General features: G+C 69.1%; 15 protein-coding genes. 7 read left to right on the top strand and 8 right to left on the bottom strand.

Annotation, left to right across the window (positions count from 1 at the left end; all coding sequences use genetic code 11):
• On the top strand, positions 1-533 hold a 533-nt coding region (locus tag KF708C_RS36195), incomplete at its 5' end, for a hypothetical protein (protein ID WP_231586651.1).
• Here the strand turns inward: KF708C_RS36195 and KF708C_RS31765 are convergent.
• The 3 genes from KF708C_RS31765 to icmF form a co-directional block, all read right to left on the bottom strand.
• A complete protein-coding gene (locus KF708C_RS31765; protein ID WP_029044014.1) occupies positions 521-1,375 on the bottom strand; it encodes a 3-hydroxybutyryl-CoA dehydrogenase in 855 nt (284 codons plus the stop codon). The genes KF708C_RS36195 and KF708C_RS31765 overlap by 13 nt on opposite strands.
• Positions 1,376-1,446: 71 nt before the next feature.
• Positions 1,447-1,881 carry an HIT family protein gene (locus KF708C_RS31760; RefSeq protein WP_059415683.1) on the bottom strand — a complete coding sequence of 145 codons (435 nt, stop codon included), beginning with the start codon at positions 1,879-1,881 and terminating at the stop codon, positions 1,447-1,449.
• A gap of 148 nt (positions 1,882-2,029) precedes the next feature.
• Positions 2,030-5,335, bottom strand: a complete 3,306-nt coding sequence (gene icmF, locus KF708C_RS31755; protein ID WP_059415681.1) for a fused isobutyryl-CoA mutase/GTPase IcmF — start codon at positions 5,333-5,335, stop codon at positions 2,030-2,032.
• 226 nt (positions 5,336-5,561) lie between these two features.
• Here icmF and KF708C_RS31750 point away from each other — a divergent pair, with 226 nt between their 5' ends.
• Together KF708C_RS31750 and KF708C_RS31745 are read left to right on the top strand one after the other, a co-directional pair.
• Entirely contained in the window at positions 5,562-5,876 is a 315-nt protein-coding gene (locus tag KF708C_RS31750; RefSeq protein WP_029044013.1) for a type II toxin-antitoxin system RelE/ParE family toxin, read from the top strand.
• 4 nt (positions 5,877-5,880) lie between these two features.
• Positions 5,881-6,168 carry a helix-turn-helix domain-containing protein gene (locus KF708C_RS31745; RefSeq protein ID WP_059415679.1) on the top strand — a complete coding sequence of 96 codons (288 nt, stop codon included), beginning with the start codon at positions 5,881-5,883 and terminating at the stop codon, positions 6,166-6,168.
• A 140-nt stretch (positions 6,169-6,308) separates the two neighbouring features.
• On the opposite strand, the gene KF708C_RS31740 is transcribed toward KF708C_RS31745, so the two are convergent.
• Entirely contained in the window at positions 6,309-7,316 is a 1,008-nt protein-coding gene (locus tag KF708C_RS31740) for a zinc-binding alcohol dehydrogenase family protein (protein WP_059415677.1), read from the bottom strand.
• Between the two features lie 160 nt (positions 7,317-7,476).
• Between KF708C_RS31740 and KF708C_RS31735 the strand changes: the two genes are divergently transcribed.
• Positions 7,477-8,385, top strand: a complete 909-nt coding sequence (locus tag KF708C_RS31735; RefSeq protein ID WP_059415675.1) for a LysR family transcriptional regulator — start codon at positions 7,477-7,479, stop codon at positions 8,383-8,385.
• Positions 8,386-8,401: 16 nt separating this feature from the next.
• Here KF708C_RS31735 and KF708C_RS31730 read toward each other — a convergent pair whose 3' ends face one another.
• On the bottom strand, positions 8,402-8,737 hold the full coding sequence (locus KF708C_RS31730; RefSeq protein WP_020204928.1) for a DUF2917 domain-containing protein: 336 nt from the start codon (positions 8,735-8,737) through the stop codon (positions 8,402-8,404).
• Between the two features lie 204 nt (positions 8,738-8,941).
• Between KF708C_RS31730 and KF708C_RS31725 the strand changes: the two genes are divergently transcribed.
• Positions 8,942-10,348 carry an aminotransferase-like domain-containing protein gene (locus KF708C_RS31725; protein WP_020204927.1) on the top strand — a complete coding sequence of 469 codons (1,407 nt, stop codon included), beginning with the start codon at positions 8,942-8,944 and terminating at the stop codon, positions 10,346-10,348.
• An 87-nt stretch (positions 10,349-10,435) separates the two neighbouring features.
• Positions 10,436-11,212 (top strand): enoyl-CoA hydratase, encoded by a 777-nt coding sequence (locus tag KF708C_RS31720; protein WP_197090456.1) that lies wholly within the window; start codon positions 10,436-10,438, stop codon positions 11,210-11,212.
• Between the two features lie 42 nt (positions 11,213-11,254).
• Here KF708C_RS31720 and KF708C_RS31715 read toward each other — a convergent pair whose 3' ends face one another.
• The 3 genes from KF708C_RS31715 to KF708C_RS31705 all read right to left on the bottom strand — a co-directional run bounded on the left by KF708C_RS31715 (position 11,255) and on the right by KF708C_RS31705 (position 14,847).
• Positions 11,255-11,698 carry a MarR family winged helix-turn-helix transcriptional regulator gene (locus KF708C_RS31715; protein ID WP_059415670.1) on the bottom strand — a complete coding sequence of 148 codons (444 nt, stop codon included), beginning with the start codon at positions 11,696-11,698 and terminating at the stop codon, positions 11,255-11,257.
• Between the two features lie 271 nt (positions 11,699-11,969).
• The gene (locus tag KF708C_RS31710) at positions 11,970-13,487 is read right to left on the bottom strand and encodes a CoA-acylating methylmalonate-semialdehyde dehydrogenase (RefSeq protein WP_059415668.1); all 1,518 of its coding nucleotides are present in this window, start codon (positions 13,485-13,487) and stop codon (positions 11,970-11,972) included.
• Between the two features lie 28 nt (positions 13,488-13,515).
• Positions 13,516-14,847, bottom strand: a complete 1,332-nt coding sequence (locus KF708C_RS31705; protein ID WP_059415666.1) for an aspartate aminotransferase family protein — start codon at positions 14,845-14,847, stop codon at positions 13,516-13,518.
• 369 nt (positions 14,848-15,216) lie between these two features.
• Here KF708C_RS31705 and KF708C_RS31700 point away from each other — a divergent pair, with 369 nt between their 5' ends.
• Positions 15,217-16,758 carry an aminotransferase-like domain-containing protein gene (locus KF708C_RS31700; RefSeq protein WP_020204920.1) on the top strand — a complete coding sequence of 514 codons (1,542 nt, stop codon included), beginning with the start codon at positions 15,217-15,219 and terminating at the stop codon, positions 16,756-16,758.
• The last annotated feature ends 15 nt before the right edge of the window (positions 16,759-16,773 follow it).

Raw genomic sequence — 16,773 nt, 5'->3', positions numbered from 1 at the left:
AAGAGTACCCGCCAACACCCGCGCCCCGGTCCACCACGCCCACCACGAAAACACGAGGATGCTATGTCGGAGCCGCCCAAACCGGTAACGGCAGATGCCCGAACCAGCAGTGCACTCGCCATCATAGGTCTGACCGCGAAACCAACACCGCCAGCAAAGTCGTGGCCGCCCGCACCGGTAACGGCAGGATGCCAGCAGAACCACAAACCCCACCACGAAACCACCAACAACAAGAAACCCCAACGTTTCTGCCCCTGCCGGCAAGGCAGTCCGCTTTCTTGGCCTACTTTCTTTTCGGACAAAAGAAAGTAGGTCGCTCCGGAGGAGCGAAAGCCTTTGACTTTGACTTTGAAGTTAAAGCTTTTGAAGTTAAAGCTCTTGAAGTTAAAGCCTTCGACTTTAGGCCTTTAAAGCCTTTGCCTCCAACACCCCCCATAAAATCAACTTTCCCCCCAAATAAACAAAAAACCGGCCAACGGGGCACCCCCGTCGCCGGTTTTTTTATTTCAACCGCCCCCACCTACTTACTATAAACATACACCCCACGACCCGTCTTCCGCCCCAGATAACCCGCCGCCACCATCTCCCGCATCAGCATCGCCGGCCGGTACTTCGGGTCGGCGAATTCGGTGTACAGCACCTCCATCACCGCCAGCATGGTGTCCAGGCCGATCATGTCGGCCAGCGCCAGCGGGCCGATCGGGTGGTTGCAGCCGAGCTTCATGCCTTCGTCGATCTCCTCGGGCGAAGCCAGGCCCTCGCCGAGCACGCAGAACGCTTCGTTGATCATCGGGCAGAGGATGCGGTTGACCACGAAACCCGGGTTGTTCTTGACCGTGATCGGGTACTTGCCGAGTTCCTTCGACAGCGCTTCGACCAGCGCGTGCGTGTTGTCGCTGGTCTGCAGGCCGCGGATCAGCTCGACCAGGGCCATCATCGGCACCGGGTTGAAGAAGTGCATGCCGATGAAGTTGGCCGGGCGGCTGATGACGGCGGCCAGCTTGGTGATCGAGATCGAGGAGGTGTTGGAGGCCACCACCACGTCGTCGCCGACGATGGCGTCGATCTGCTTGAGGATCTTGACCTTGAGGTCGAAGTTCTCGGTGGCGGCCTCGATCACGATGTCGGCGGCCTTGAGGTCGTCGTAGGCGGTCGAGCCCTTGATGCGCGCGAGCGCCGCGGCCTTGTCGGCTTCGCTGATCTTGTCCTTCTTGATCAGGCGGTCCAGGCTGCCGGCCACGGTGGAGATGCCCTTCTGCACGGCGGCGTCGCTGATGTCCACCATCACCACGTCCAGGCCCGCCACGGCGCACGCCTGCGCGATGCCGTTGCCCATCGTGCCGGCGCCTACGATGCCCACTGTCCTGATTGCCATTTTGTCTTCCTTGTTGCTGGTTGCTTGATGGGATTGGCGCGCCGCGCGGGCGGCGCGCGCGGATGCGGTGCTCAGGCCTCGCGCAGCGCGGCGATGATGCGCTCGGCGTGCCCGGCCAGCACGGCCGGGTCCTGCATGTCGCTGCCGTGGCCGCGCAGGGGGCGGTCGGCATAGCGCGGCACGATGTGGAAATGCACGTGCGGCACGGTCTGGCCGGCGGCGGCGCCGTTGAACTGGCCGATCGAGATGCCGTCCGGGCTGAACGCGGCGCGCACGGCGCGCGCGATGCGCTGCGTGGTGCGGATGGCGGCGCCGGCGGCGGCTTCGGACAGGTCGAAGATCTCGGCGGCGGCTTCCTTGGTCACCACCAGGGTGTGGCCGTCGGACTGCGGCATGATGTCCATGAAGGCGATGGTGTCGTCGTCTTCATAGACCTTGTTGCACGGCAGCTCGCCGCGCAGGATGCGGGCGAAGACGTTGTTGGGATCGTAAGAAGCGTTGCTCATGTCTGGTCTCGTTGCTGTTGGGCGGGCCGCGGTGCGCTGCGGCGCACCACGGCGCTCGACGGCATGCTATGGCGGGCCGCGGCGGGCGCAGCCTTGAAGTTTAACGCAGCGCAGCGTCACGCCAAACCCCACGGCTGCCACGCCGCCGTCACATATTGCGGCGGTACTGGCCGCCCACCTCGAACAGCGCGTGCGTGACCTGCCCCAGCGAGCAGGTGCGCACCGCGTCCATCAGCACGGCGAACACGTTGCCGTCGTCGATCACGGCCTGGCGCAGGCGCGCCAGCGCGGCGGGCGCGGCGCCGGCGTGGCGCGCGTGGAAGTCCGCCAGGCGGGCGAGCTGGCTCTGCTTTTCCGCGTCGCTGGAGCGCGCCAGTTCCGGCGCCTGCGGCGTGGGGTCGCCATCCGGGTTGCGGAAGGTGTTCACGCCGATGATGGGCAGCGTGCCGTCGTGCTTGCGCTGCTCGTAGTACAGCGACTCTTCCTGGATCTTGCCGCGCTGGTAGCCGGTCTCCATCGCGCCGAGCACGCCGCCGCGCTCGGCGATGCGCTCGAACTCCTGCATCACCGCCTCTTCCACCAGGTCGGTCAGCTCCTCGACCAGGAAGCTGCCCTGGTTGGGGTTCTCGCAGCGGGCCACGCCCCATTCGCGGTTGATGATGAGCTGGATGGCCAGCGCGCGCCGCACCGATTCGCCGGTGGGCGTGGTGATGGCTTCGTCGTAGGCGTTGGTGTGCAGGGAGTTGCAGTTGTCGTAGATGGCGATCAGCGCCTGCAGCGTGGTGCGGATGTCGTTGAAGTCGATCTCCTGCGCGTGCAGCGAGCGGCCCGAGGTCTGGATGTGGTACTTGAGCTTCTGGCTACGCTCGTTGGCGCCGTACTTGTCGCGCAGGGCCACCGCCCAGATGCGGCGCGCCACGCGGCCCAGCACGCTGTATTCGGGGTCCATGCCGTTGGAGAAGAAGAACGACAGGTTGGGCGCGAAATCGTCGATGTGCATGCCGCGCGCGAGATACGCCTCCACGTAGGTGAAGCCGTTGGAGAGCGTGAAGGCGAGCTGCGAGATCGGGTTGGCGCCGGCCTCGGCGATGTGGTAGCCCGAGATCGACACCGAGTAGAAATTGCGCACCTGGTGGTGCACGAAGTATTCCTGGATGTCGCCCATCACCTTGAGCGAGAACTCGGTGGAGAAGATGCAGGTGTTCTGGCCCTGGTCTTCCTTGAGGATGTCGGCCTGCACCGTGCCGCGCACGTTCTGCAGCACCCACGCGCGGATCTTGGCTTCCTCGCCGGCGCTGGGCTCGCGGCCGTTGTCGGCGCGGAACCTGTCCACCTGCTGGTCGATGGCGGTGTTCATGAACATCGCCAGGATGGTGGGCGCGGGGCCGTTGATGGTCATCGACACCGAGGTCGACGGGCTGGTCAGGTCGAAGCCGTCGTAGAGCGCCTTCATGTCGTCCAGCGTGGCGATGGACACGCCCGAGTTGCCGACCTTGCCGTAGATGTCCGGGCGCGTGTGCGGGTCCTCGCCGTACAGCGTGACCGAGTCGAACGCGGTGGACAGGCGCTTGGCGTCCATGCCCTCGGACACCAGCTTGAAGCGGCGGTTGGTGCGGAACGCATCGCCCTCGCCGGCGAACATGCGCGTGGGGTCTTCGTTCTCGCGCTTGAAGGCGAACACGCCGGCGGTGTACGGGAAGCTGCCGGGCACGTTCTCGCGCATCAGCCAGCGCAGCACCTCGCCGTCGTCCTCGAAGCGCGGCAGCACCACCTTGCGGATGGTGGTGCCGGACAGGGTCTTGCCGGTGAGCGCGGTGCGGAGTTCCTTGTCGCGGATCTTCACCACGTATTCGTCGCCGCCGTAGGCGCGCTGCATCTCGGGCCACATCGCCAGCAGCTTGCGCTCGTGCGCGCCGAGCGCGGCGTCGCGCTCGCCGGCCAGCGCCTGCAGGGCGTCGCCGCCATCCTGCCCGTGCGCGGCCAGCAGCATGCGGCGCGCCTCGCGCAGTTGCTGACGCTCGCGCGCCAGCCGGCTCTGCGCCGCCACGCGGCGGTGGTAGGCGCGCACGGTATCGGCGATCTCCGCCAGGTAGCGGCTGCGCGCCGGCGGCACGATCACGTTGTGGCCGGTGGAGATGCGCCCGGCCAGCCGCGGCAGCGTGCCTTCGGCCACGCGCATGCCGCGCGCGTGCAGCGCATCGCGCAGGCCCTGGTACAGCATGGTGACGCCGTCGTCGTTGAAGCGCGAGGCCTGCGTGCCGTAGACCGGCATGTCCTCGGGCTTGCCGTGCCACTGCTCGCGGTTGCGCTGCACCTGCCTGGCCACGTCGCGCCAGGCATCCTGCGCGCCCTTGCGGTCGAACTTGTTGATGGCGACGAAATCGGCGAAGTCCAGCATGTCGATCTTCTCGAGCTGGCTGGCCGCGCCGAACTCGGGCGTCATCACGTACAGCGACAGGTCCGCGTGCGGCACGATGGCCGCGTCGCCCTGGCCGATGCCCGAGGTCTCCACCACGATCAGGTCGAAGCCGCCCGCCTTGCATGCGGCCAGCACGTCCGGCAGCGCCTGCGAGATCTCCGAGCCGGCATCGCGCGTGGCCAGCGAGCGCATGAAGATGTTCGGATGATCGATCGCGTTCATGCGGATGCGGTCGCCCAGCAGCGCGCCGCCCGACTTGCGGCGCGACGGATCGATGGAGATCACCGCGATCGACAGCGCCTCGCGCTGATCGAGCCGGAAGCGGCGGATCAGCTCGTCGGTCAGCGACGACTTGCCGGCGCCGCCGGTGCCCGTGATGCCCAGCACGGGCGTCTTCACGCCCGCCGCTTCGGCGCGCAGCGCCTCGGCCAGCCCCGGCGCGGCCTTGCCGTTCTCCAGCGCCGTGATCAGCTGCGCCAGCGCGCGGCGGTCGCCGCCCCTGACCGCGTCGAGCGTGGCGGGCGCGTAGCGCGCGAGGTCGATGTCGCAGCGCCGCACCATGTCCGCGATCATGCCGGCCAGGCCCATGCGCTGGCCGTCCTCCGGGCTGAAGATGCGCGCCACGCCGTAGGCCTGCAGCGCGCGGATCTCCTCCGGCACGATCACGCCGCCACCGCCGCCGAACACCTGGATGCGCTCGCCGCCGCGTTCGCGCAGCAGGTCGACCATGTACCTGAAATACTCGACGTGGCCGCCCTGGTAGCTGGAAATCGCGATGCCCTGCACGTCCTCCTGCAGCGCCGCGCCGACCACCTCCTGCACCGAGCGGTTGTGCCCGAGATGAATCACCTCGCAGCCCGAGGACTGGAGGATGCGCCGCATGATGTTGATCGAAGCGTCGTGGCCGTCGAACAGCGAGGCCGCGGTGACGAAGCGCACCTTGTTGACGGGACCCTTCGGTCCCTGCGCCGGATGGGCGGCGCCCGGTTGCGCGCCCGGTTGCGCGCCCTTTTGCACGTCGGAAAGATCGGTCATTGTCTCCACCTAAGACGTGAAATCCTCGCGGGCAAGGATTTACGGGTAGTTTTCTCTCCCTTTTCTGTTCTGGCTACCCGCGTGGTTTTCCCGTTGGGAAAGCAGCCGGGTGCGATGGGATGAGATGCATCGAGGGTACTGCTATCTGCTCTTGACGGGAAGGTGCTCCGCCGCGGCTTGCCGGAGGGCGGCACCGGATATATAAATTCTTATATAATCCAGTGCCATGAAATCCCTTCGCTTCGTGGGCTCGGCCCTGGACGATTTGCGCAATTTCCCTGCCGAGGCCAGGCGCCATGCCGGCTTCGCGCTGGATGCGATCCAGCGCGGCATGATGCCGCCCGACTTCAAGCCGATGGTGACGGTCGGCCCCGGAGCCTATGAGGTGCGCATTCACGTGGAGGGCGAGTGGCGCGTCATCTACGTGGCGAAGTTTGCGGATGCGGTCTATGTGCTGCACGCCTTTCCCAAGCGCACGCAGAAGACCACCAAGGCCGATATCGAGCTCGCTGCCCGCCGCTACAGACAGATTGAAGAGTGACCTCATGAAAGACATCATCACCGAATCGGGCGGCAACGTGTTTGCCGACCTCGGCTTCTCCGACGAGGAAGCCACCCTGCTCAAGCTGCGGGCCGATCTCATGGCCTCGCTGCGTCAGGTCATCGACGCCCGCGGATGGACCCAGGCCCAGGCGGCGGACGCGCTGGGCATCAGCCAGCCGCGCGTCTCCGATCTGGTGCGCGGCAAGTGGGACAAGTTCAGCCTCGACATGCTGGTGTCGCTGGTGGTGCGCTCGGGGCTGCATCCGCGCCTGGAAATCGAGGCGGCATAACCGGGACCGGACCCGGAGCCGGCCATGCCGGCACCGCGCATGACGCGGCGTTTCGCGCCGGTCATTCCAAACGCAAAAAGGGCGCCGAAGCGCCCTTTTGCAAATCAACAATCCTGACGGCACCTGGCGCCCGGCAGCGCTCAGAACCCCTCGAGCACGATCTTGCCGCGCGCGCGGCCGCTTTCCAGCAAGGCATGCGCGCGGCGCAGGTTGGCCGCGTCGATGGTGCCGTAGTGCTCGCCGAAGGTGGTCTTGAGCGTGCCGTCGTCGATCAGCCTGGCCACGCGGTCGAGGATCTCGTGCTGGCGGATCATGTCCGGGGTCTCGAACATGGAGCGGGCGAACATGAATTCCCAGTGCAGCGAGGCCGACTTGCGCTTGAGCGGCATGGCGTCCAGCGTGGCGGGGTCGTCGATCAGCGCGAACTGGCCTTGCGGGGCCAGCGCTTCGACCAGCGCGGCGTAGTGCGCGTCGGTATGGGTCAGGCTGGCGATGTGCTCGACCTGCCTGACGCCGATGCGGGCCAGCTCGGCCGCCAGCGGCTGGCTGTGGTCGATGACGTGATGGGCGCCGAGGTCCTGCACCCATTGCCGGGTTTCGGCGCGCGAGGCGGTGCCGATGATGGTCAATCCGGTGAGCTTGCGCGCGAGTTGCACCAGGATCGAACCCACGCCGCCGGCCGCGCCGACCACCAGCAGGTGCTGGCCCGCGCCGCCGCCTTCGGCGATGTGGAGGCGGTCGAACAGCAGTTCCCAGGCGGTGAGCGCGGTCAGCGGCAGCGCGGCGGCGTGGGCATCGCTCAGCGTGGCGGGCTTGTGGCCGGCGATACGCTCGTCGACGAGGCTGTATTCGGCGTTGGTGCCGGGGCGGCCCAGCGTGCCGGCGTAGTAGACCGCGTCGCCGGGCTGGAACAGCGTGACCTCGGCGCCCACGGCCGTCACCGTGCCGGCGGCGTCCCAGCCCAGCACGCGCGGGGCTTCGGTCGGGAAGTTGGCGCGCACCTTGGTGTCCACCGGGTTGACCGAGACGGCGCGGATCGCCACCAGCAGGTCGCGCGGGCCGGGCGTGGGCACGGGCAGTTCGATGTCGACCAGCGAGGCCGGGTCGGTGATGGGCAGGTCGTTGCGGGTGTAGGCGATGGCTTTCATGGCGGACAGGTTCCTGGACATGGGAATCGGGCGAACAAGGCAGGCGGTAAGCGACGGTGAGCGGCGATAAGCGGCAACCGATGCATGCCGCGATGTTCGCCTATCCGGCTTCCGCGAAAAATGCTCTAATCGAGCAAACACTTTCGCTGATCCGAAGAAAATGCTCAGGCTCGACGATCTCCAGGTATTTGTCCGGACCGCCGAGTCGGGCAGCTTTTCCGCGGCGGCCCGGCTGCTGGACATCACGCCGGCGCTGGCCAGCAGCGCCATGAAGCGGCTGGAGCAGGAGCTGGGCCTGCGCCTGTTCGTGCGCTCCACGCGCAGCCTGCGCTTGTCGGAAGAAGGCGAGCGCTACCTGCCGCACGCGCAGGCGGCGCTGGCAGCCATCGACGGCGGGCGCCAGGCGCTGGCGCAGGCCAGCGCCGAGATTGCCGGGCCGATCCGGCTGTCGGCGCCGTCGGACCTGGGGCGCAACGTGCTGCTGCCCTGGCTGGACGCGTTCCAGCAGGCGCATCCGAAAGTCTCGCTGTACCTGCGCATCAGCGACCAGGCCGCGGACTTCTTCCGCCAGCCGCTCGACATCGGCGTGCGCTACGGCACGCTGGCCGACTCCAGCCTGGTGGCGCTGCCGCTGGCGCCGGCCAACCGCCGCACGCTGTGCGCCTCGCCCGCCTACCTGAAGCGCCACGGCGCGCCGGCCTCGCCGGCGGACCTGCGCAAGCACAACTGCCTGCGCTACGTGATGGGCGACCAGACCCACGAACGCTGGACCTTCCACCTGCCGCGCGGCGTGGAAACCGTGACCGTGAAAGGCGACCGCGTCAGCGACGATGCCGACGTGGTGCGGCGCTGGGCCGTGGCCGGCCACGGGCTGGTGTACAAATCGCGCATCGATGTCTCGCCGGACCTGTACGCCGGCCGCCTGGTCGAACTGTTCCCGCCCGAGCACGGCGAGCCGACGCCGCTGCAACTGGTCAGCGCGCACCGCACGCTGCTCACGCCGGCGGTGCAGCGGCTGCACGAGTTCCTGCGCACGCGCTGCGCTGACATCCTCTATCGACGGAAATAACCGGGCCGCGCGCGCCTCACAGCCCCGGCTCCGGGCACTGCGTGGCGCCGGCGCGCCGCTGGCCCAGGCGCCGGCCCAGCGCGCGCCCGAGGATGGCCAGCCAGCGCCACGACAGCGGCACCGGGGTTTCGGCCAGCGTGAAGCGGGCGCCCTCGCTCTCGCCGGACAGCCAGACCCTGGCGCCGGCCGGCAGCGCGCAGCAGGCGCCGGGCAGCAGCCAGATGTCGGCGTGATGGCCTTCGATCGTCAGCCACAGGCGTCCTTCGACCGCCTTGACGGTCTGCCCTTCGCGGGCGCGCCAGCCCACCGGCCGGCCGGGTTCATCCAGTTCGAAGATCCGTAGTTCACGCATGTTGCCGCTCCTGTCTCTGCATTGCGGTGTGCGCCATGCCCTGCCGCGCCAACTGGCGGGGGCACCTCCTCCGCATGCCTTCCATTATTCACGGCGGCAACTACAATCCCATGAACAGTTGTGAACAGTTTTCCATGCACTGTTCAGTAGTTTTTCCTGACACTTGCCTTTTCCGGCACACGTTCTTCCCCGACACGCGCCCTCATGAAGCTCACTCTCGTCCCCGCCACCGGCGTGCCCATCACCGACCAGATCGTCAACGAGGTCAAGAGCTGGATCAGCTCGAGCGAGGTGCGCCCCGGCGCGCGCCTGCCGTCGATCCGCCAGCTCGCCGCCGAGCACGGCATCAGCCGCTTCCCGGTGATCGAGGCCTATGACCGGCTGGTGTCGCAGGGCCTGCTCGATTCGCGCCACGGCTCGGGCTTCTTCGTGGCGGACAGCCCGCTGCTGGCGCGCGGCGCCAACGGCTGGTCCAACCCGAGCCTGGCCGAGGACCTCTCCGACCACATCCTGGAGCAGTTCAACCACCCGAGCGCCACGCTCAAGCTGGCGGGCGGCTTCGTGCCGGAGCAGTGGCGCGACCTCGAAGGCCTGACCCAGGCCATCCGCCAGGTCTCGCGCACGGAAGTGGCCAGCGTGATCCACTACGCCACGCCGATGGGCCTGCCGGAGCTGCGCCAGCACGTGCTCACGCGCGTGCGGCAGCTCGGCATCACCGCCGAGCTGCCGCAGGTGCTGATCACCAGCGGCGCCAGCCAGGCGCTGGACCTGGTGGTGCGCCGCCTGCTCAAGCCCGGCGACACGGTGTTCGTGGAAGACCCCGGCTACTACAACCTGTTCGGCCTGCTGCGCCTGCACGGCGTGCGCCTGGTCGGCGTGCCGCACACCGCCAACGGCCCCGACCCCGACGCCGCCGAGGCGCTGCTGCGCGAGCACAAGCCCAAGCTGTTCTTCACCAACAGCGTGCTGCAGAACCCCACCGGCTCCACGCTGGCGCCGCCGGTGGCGTTCCGGCTGCTGGAGCTGGCGCGCAAGCACGGCTTCCGCTTCGTCGAGGACGACATCTTCTCCGACTTCCAGACCCACTTCACCGACCGCCTCGCCACGCTGGACCAGCTCGAGCACGTGATCTACATCGGCGGCTTCTCCAAGACGGTGTCGGCCTCGCTGCGCATCGGCTACCTGGTGGCCGACAAGGCGCTGGTCAAGGACCTGGTGGACGTGAAGGTGCTGACCAGCGTGGCCGGCTCGCACTTCGCGGAAGCCGTGACCGCGGCGCTGCTCGAGCGCGGCGCCTACCGCAAGTACATGGAGCGGCTGCGCCTGCGCGTGCGCCAGGCCACCGCGGGCGCGGTGCGGCGCCTGCACGGCGCGGGCTGGGAGGTCTATTGCGAACCGGCCGGCGGCAACTTCCTGTGGGCGCGCACGCGCGGCGTGGCGGACTCGCGCGAGCTGGTGACGCTGGCCGAGCAGCACGGCGTGACGCTGGCGCCGGGCAACTACTTCCGCCCCGGCGGCGAGACCTCGGCCTGGATCCGCATCAACTCGGCGTTCGTGGAGGAGCCGCGCGCGCTGGCTTTCCTGGAAGAGGCCGGCGCGCGCCGGGGATAAGCGGGAGCGAAGGCAGGCCCGCTCCGGGTTTACTTCGCATGCAAAGTAGATATACTTTGCATGCGAACTTTATTTCAGGAGACCGCATTGATCCCGGAACTCGACACCGACCTCGCCGGCGGCGTGCTCACGCTGACCATCTCGCGCACCGACAAGAAGAACGCGCTGACCAACGCCATGTACGGCGCGCTGGCGGACGCCATCGAAGGCGCGCAGGATGACCCCGGCATCCGCGTCGTCGTCATCCGGGGTGCCGGCGACACCTTCAGCGCCGGCAACGACGTCAGCGAATTCGCCGCCCAGGCCGCCGGCAACGGCCCGGCCGAGCGGCACGTGACGCGCTTCCTGCACAGCCTCGCCACCGCCAGGCTGCCGCTGGTGGCCGCCGTGCAGGGCAAGGCGGTCGGCGTGGGCACCACCATGCTGCTGCATTGCGACTACGTGCTGCTGGCCGACGACGCCCAGCTCATCACGCCGTTCATCAACCTCGCGCTGGTGCCGGAAGCCGCCTCCAGCCTGCTGATGCCGCTGCGCGTGGGGCACGCGCGCGCGTTCGAGATGTTCGCGCTCGGCGAGCCGGTGGCGGCCGCGCAGGCGCTGGCCTGGGGCCTCGCCAACCGCATCGTGCCGGCGCACCAGCTGCATGCGGAGGCCAAGGCGATGGCCGCGCGCATCGCCGCCAAGCCGGCCGGCTCGCTGCTGGCGATGAAGGGACTGATGCGCGACGGGCAGGCGCTGGTCGCGCAGATGGAGGCGGAAAGCGCCTGCTTCGAAGCGCGCCTGAAGAGCGCCGAAGCCCGGGAAGCCTTCAGCGCGTTCGCGCAGCGCCGCCCGGCCGACTTCTCGAAGGTGGCGCGCGCGTAGGCGCCTGCCTTCGCTCATTCAGTCGCTCGGTCGCCCGGTCGCTCAGTCGTCGACGGCGGGAAACTTCTCCTGCAGGCTCTGCAGCCAGCGCGCGACGATGGCCATCTCCGCCTCGCTGAAGCCTTCGGTCAGCCGGGCGTTGAGCTGCGCCAGCCCCGCCTTGGCGCGGGCCCGCGCGGCGCGGCCCGCCGGCGTCAGCCAGATGCGCGAGGCGCGCCCGTCGTCCGCGTCGGCGCGCCGCTCCACCAGGCCCGCCAGGGCCATGCGGTCCACCAGGCCGCTCATGCCGGGGGCGCCCATGTCGAGCGCGGCGGCCGCCTCGCTCATCAGCGCGCCGTTGTGCTTGCCCAGGAAGTACAGCAGGCCCGCCTGCGCCGCGGTCACGCCGCCGGCCGCGGCGCGCGCCTGCGTCCAGCGCTGCAGGCGGCGCTGGCCCACGTTCAGCAGGTAGACCAGGCGGCGCTCCGAATCGTCCTTTACCGTCAACTTGTCGTCCTCGATCGTCGTCCTCGAATCGGTGGCTGCCCTTGCTCGTGAAAGGCGCGCGAAGAGATTCGCGTGCGAACCTTATCATGCCGGGCGGCGTTCGGGCACGCCGGCAGGACACTTCGACCTGCCGTGCCCGGATGAGAAAAGAGACGGCGCGGGAGCGACGCGGCGCCAGCCGCAAAAGAAAAATGCCCTTGCACCATCCGGTGAAGGGCATTCGCAGCGCCGGGCCAGGGGCGGACATCGCCGCCCGCCCCCGCCGGCAGCGTTATTTCGCCACCGGCATCGTGAACTCCGCGCCTTTGCCGATGCTGTCCGGCCAGCGCTGCATGATGCTCTTGTAGCGCGTGTAGAAGCGCACGCCTTCCTCGCCGTAGGCGTGGTGGTCGCCGAACAGCGAGCGCTTCCAGCCGCCGAACGAGTGCCACGCCATCGGCACCGGGATCGGCACGTTGATGCCGACCATGCCGACCTGGATCTGGCGCGAGAACGCGCGCGCCACGCCGCCGTCGCTGGTGTAGCAGGACACGCCGTTGCCGAACTCGTGCGCGTTGATCAGCGCCACCGCGTGGGCGAGGTCGTTTACGCGCACCACCGACAGCACCGGGCCGAAGATCTCTTCCTTGTAGATGGTCATGTCCGGCGTGACGTGGTCGAACAGCGTGCCGCCCACGTAGAAGCCGCCTTCGTGGCCGTCGACCTTGTGGCCGCGGCCGTCGGTCACGAGCGTGGCGCCCTCTTCCACGCCGCGGGCGATGTAGCCCTCGACCTTGGCCTTGTGCGCGGCCGTGACCAGCGGGCCCATCTCGGCGTCGGCTTCCATGCCGTTGCGGATCTTCAGCGTCCTGGCGCGCTCGGCCAGGCGCGGCACCAGCTTGTCGGCCACGTCGCCGACCGCCACCGCCACCGAGATCGCCATGCAGCGCTCGCCGGCCGAGCCGTAGGCGGCGCCGATCAGCGCGTCCACGGCCTGGTCGAGATCGGCGTCGGGCATCACCACGAGGTGGTTCTTGGCGCCGCCCAGGGCCTGCACGCGCTTGCCGTGCCTGGTGCCTTCGGTATAGATGTACTCGGCGATCGGCGTGGAGCCGACGAACGACAGCGCCTGCACGTCCTGGTGCGCGAGCAGCGCGTCGACGGCTTCCTTGCCGCCCTGCACGACGTTGAACACGCCGTCGGGCAGGCCGGCCTGCTTGAGCAGGTCGGCGATCAGCAGCGAGGGCGACGGATCGCGCTCGCTCGGCTTGAGCACGAAGGTGTTGCCGCACGCCAGCGCCACCGGGAACATCCACATCGGCACCATCACCGGGAAGTTGAACGGCGTGATGCCGGCCACCACGCCGAGCGGCTGGCGCAGGTTCCAGTTGTCGATGCCGCCGCCGATGTTGTCGGTGAAGTCGGTCTTGAGCAGGTTGGGGATGCCGCAGGCGAACTCCACCACCTCGACGCCGCGCGTGACTTCGCCCTTGGCGTCGGAGAACACCTTGCCATGCTCGCGCGTGATCAGCGCGGCGAGGTCGTCGTGGTGGCGGTCGAGCAGTTCCTTGAACTTGAACAGGATGCGCGCGCGCTTGAGCGGCGCGGTCTCGGACCAGGCCGGGAACGCCGCGTGCGCGGCGGCCACGGCGGCGTCAACGTCCCGCGCGCCGCCCAGCGCCACGCGGGCGGCCACGGCGCCGGTGGCCGGGTTGAAGACATCGGCGAAGCGGTCCGAGGAGGCGGCGCGCACGGTGCCGCCGATGTAGTGCCCGATGTCGGCGATCTGCCGGTTTTCTGCGATGTTCACGTCGGTGTCCCCTGTCTGGTCGCCGCGGTTACTGCAATTCCTGCAGGACCTTCTTCACGGTGTCGAACATGTGGCCGATCTGCTCTTCGGTGATGATCAGCGGCGGCGAGAAGGCCAGGATGTCGCCGGTGTAGCGCACCAGCACGCCGCGCTCCAGGCACTTGAGGAAGGCCTCGTAGCCGCGCGCGCCGGGCTGGCCCGCGCGCGGCTCCAGCTCGATGCCGGCCACCAGACCGAAGTTGCGGATGTCCTTCACGTGCGGCGCGCCGCGCACCGCATGCGCGGCGGTCTCGAACGCGGGCGCCAGCGCGGCGGCGCGGCCGAACAGGTCCTCGTTCTTGTAGATGTCCAGCGTGGCGATGGCCGCGGCGGCGGCCAGCGGGTGGCCCGAATACGTGTAGCCGTGCAGGAACTCGATCGCGCCCGGCGCGGCGGAGTTGATCACGGCGTCGTGCACTTCGCGGCGCACCGCCACCGCGCCCATCGGCACGGCCGCGTTGTTGATGGCCTTGGCCATCGTGATCAGGTCCGGCGTGACGTTGAAGCGCTCGGCCGCGGTGGCCGCGCCCAGGCGGCCGAAGGCGGTGATGACCTCGTCGAAGATCAGCAGGATGCCATGCTTGCTGGTGATCTCGCGCAGCTTTTCCAGGTAGCCCACCGGCGGCACCAGCACGCCGGCCGAGCCGGACAGCGGCTCGACGATCACGGCGGCGACGTTGGACGGGTCGTGCAGCGCCAGGATGCGCTCGAGATCCTCGGCCAGGTGCGCGCCCCATTGCGGCTGGCCCTTGGAGTAGGCAGCCTCGGCGATGTTGAGCGTGGCCGGCAGGTGATCCGCGCCGGGCATCAGGTTGCCGGAGAAGACCTTGCGGTTGCCGCCGATGCCGCCCACCGCCATGCCGCCGAAGCCCACGCCGTGGTAGCCGCGCTCGCGGCCGATGAAGCGCGTGCGCTGGCCTTCGCCGCGCGCGCGGTGGTAGGCCAGCGCGATCTTCAGCGCGGTGTCGACCGATTCCGAGCCCGAGTTGGTGAAGAAGATGCGGTCCAGGCCCGCGGGCATGATGCCGGCGAGCTTGGTGGCGGCTTCGAACGTGAGCGGGTGGCTCATCTGGAACGGCGGCGCGTAGTCCAGAGTCTGGATCTGGCGCGCCACGGCTTCGGTGATCTCGGTGCGGCAGTGGCCGGCGGCCACGCACCACAGGCCGGCGCAGCCGTCGAGCACCTGGCGGCCGTCATGGGTGGTGTAGTACATGCCGCTGGCCGAGGCCAGCAGGCGCGGCGCCGCCTTGTACTGGCGGTTGGCGGTAAACGGCATCCACAGGGCGTCGAGATCGGGGATCACGGTCTTGGCGGCATCCATACGTCCTCCTCAGGGGGTTCGGCTAGGGGCGCGGCGTGCGGGCCGCGCCCGGGTTGTTCGGTCGGTTGTCCGGGGGCACTGCTGGTGAATGCGGCCACTGTAGCGGTACGGCCTGTCTTGAAGAATATACGGTCGGCAAAACCTCGCCTGACCGTACAGGTTCTAGTGCAACAACCGTACAGATCACGGCATGGCGCCGATGCCGGCCGGCACGGCCGATGGCAACGCGATTGCGCATTGCGTCATGGAAATCCGCGCCCGCGCGGGCATTGCGCGGCAGCGTGGCATCGAGGTGCCGCGAGGCCGTGCTTCCCGTTGGCTGGGCGGTGCGCTTAAACTGTACAGGTTCATTTTCATCGCGCGTGACGCATGCTCAACCTGGAACTCGTGCGCGGCCGCCGCAGCGGCGACACCCTGACCGAACAGATCGTGGCCGGCATCGCCAGCCTGGTCGACCGCCGCGTGCTGCGCGCCGGCGTGGCGCTGCCTTCGGTGCGGCGCTTCGCCCAGCAGCACGGCATCAGCACCTTCACCGTGGCCGAGGCCTATGGCCGCCTGACCGCGTTGGGCTACCTGAGCGCGCGCGTGGGCTCGGGCTACACGGTGGCGCACCGCCACGCGCCCGCCGGGCAGGTGCCGGCGGCGCGCTGGGAAGCGCCCGGGCTCAACGCCGCCTGGCTGCTGTCGGACGTGTTCGCCGACCACTCGGTGCCGATCAAGGCCGGCGCGGGCTGGCTGCCCGGCGACTGGCTCAACGAGGAAGGGCTGCACCAGGCCATGCGCGCGGCCGCGCGCGTGCCGGCCGCGCAGGTGTCGGGCTACGGCCATCCCTACGGCTTCGCCGCGCTGCGCGAGCATATCGCCGCCGGCCTGAGCCAGTACGGCATGCCGGTGCAGGCCCAGCAGGTGGTGCTCACGCAGGGCGCCACCCAGGCGCTGGACCTGGTGGTGCGCACGCTGCTGCGCCCCGGCGACACGGTGCTGGTGGAAGATCCCTGCTACTGCAACCTGCTGCAGATCCTGCGCCTGGCCGGGCTGCGGGTGGTGGGCGTGCGCCGCACCGCGGCCGGGCTGGACACCGACGCGCTCGACCACGCCATCCGCGCCCACGCGCCGCGCGCGCTGTTCGTCAACACGGTGCTGCAGAACCCGACCGGCGGCACGCTCACCAGCATGAACGCGCACCGCGTGCTGCAGCTGGCCGAGCAATACCGGCTGCTGGTGGTGGAGGACGACATCTACCGCGAGCTGGCGCCGGCCGGCTCGCCCATGCTGGCGGCAATGGACGGGCTGTCGCACGTGATCTACGTGAACGGCTTCTCCAAGACCATCGCGCCCTCGCTGCGGGTGGGCTACCTCGCGGCCAGCCCGGAACTGGCCAAGGCGCTGGCGCGCACCAAGATGGCGGTGGGGCTGACCTCGTCGGAAGTGACCGAGCGGCTGGTGTACTCGGTGCTGGCCAGCGGCCACTACGGCCGCCACGTGGCGGCGCTGGCCGAGCGGCTGCGCGGCCAGCAGGACCGCATCACGGAGAAGATGGAGGCGCACGGGCTGGAAGTGCTGCTGCGCCCGGAAGGCGGGATGTTCGCCTGGGCGCGCGTGCGGCCGGAGGACAGCGGGAAGAACGGGGCAAGCGGAGAAAGAGAAGGAAGCGACGGCGAGGCCGCGCGCTCCGGCAACCGGCTGGCCACGCTGGCGCTGGAGCACGGCATCTGGCTCGCGCCGGGATCGTATTTCGTGCCGGACGAGGGAGATTCGCCGTGGATCCGCTTCAACGTGGCCACCAGCGACGCGCCGGCGCTGTGGCGCTTCTTCGATTCGCTGCGCGGCGGGCAGGACCGCGCCGCGCCGGCGGAAAGCCCGGCGCGCGGCGCGCGTGGCGCGCGCCCGGGGCTGGCGCGGCTGGCCTGATGGGCGCCGGGCGTC

The sequence above is a fragment of the Cupriavidus basilensis genome (assembly GCF_000876015.1).
Classification (GTDB): Bacteria; Pseudomonadota; Gammaproteobacteria; order Burkholderiales; family Burkholderiaceae; genus Cupriavidus; species Cupriavidus basilensis_B.
This window is presented reverse-complemented; position numbering and strand designations above follow the sequence as displayed.

Bases quoted from the DNA above. Each gene is read 5' to 3' on its own strand.
- KF708C_RS31735 (WP_059415675.1), top strand. From the start codon at position 7,477: ATGCTCAGGCTCGACGATCTCCAGGTATTTGTCCGGACCGCCGAGTCG.
- KF708C_RS31760 (WP_059415683.1), bottom strand. From the start codon at position 1,881: ATGAGCAACGCTTCTTACGATCCCAACAACGTCTTCGCCCGCATCCTG.
- icmF (WP_059415681.1), bottom strand. From the start codon at position 5,335: ATGACCGATCTTTCCGACGTGCAAAAGGGCGCGCAACCGGGCGCGCAA.
- KF708C_RS31705 (WP_059415666.1), bottom strand. From the start codon at position 14,847: ATGGATGCCGCCAAGACCGTGATCCCCGATCTCGACGCCCTGTGGATG.
- KF708C_RS31700 (WP_020204920.1), top strand. From the start codon at position 15,217: ATGCTCAACCTGGAACTCGTGCGCGGCCGCCGCAGCGGCGACACCCTG.
- KF708C_RS31725 (WP_020204927.1), top strand. From the start codon at position 8,942: ATGAAGCTCACTCTCGTCCCCGCCACCGGCGTGCCCATCACCGACCAG.
- KF708C_RS31750 (WP_029044013.1), top strand. From the start codon at position 5,562: ATGAAATCCCTTCGCTTCGTGGGCTCGGCCCTGGACGATTTGCGCAAT.
- KF708C_RS31745 (WP_059415679.1), top strand. From the start codon at position 5,881: ATGAAAGACATCATCACCGAATCGGGCGGCAACGTGTTTGCCGACCTC.
- KF708C_RS31740 (WP_059415677.1), bottom strand. From the start codon at position 7,316: ATGAAAGCCATCGCCTACACCCGCAACGACCTGCCCATCACCGACCCG.
- KF708C_RS31765 (WP_029044014.1), bottom strand. From the start codon at position 1,375: ATGGCAATCAGGACAGTGGGCATCGTAGGCGCCGGCACGATGGGCAAC.
- KF708C_RS31730 (WP_020204928.1), bottom strand. From the start codon at position 8,737: ATGCGTGAACTACGGATCTTCGAACTGGATGAACCCGGCCGGCCGGTG.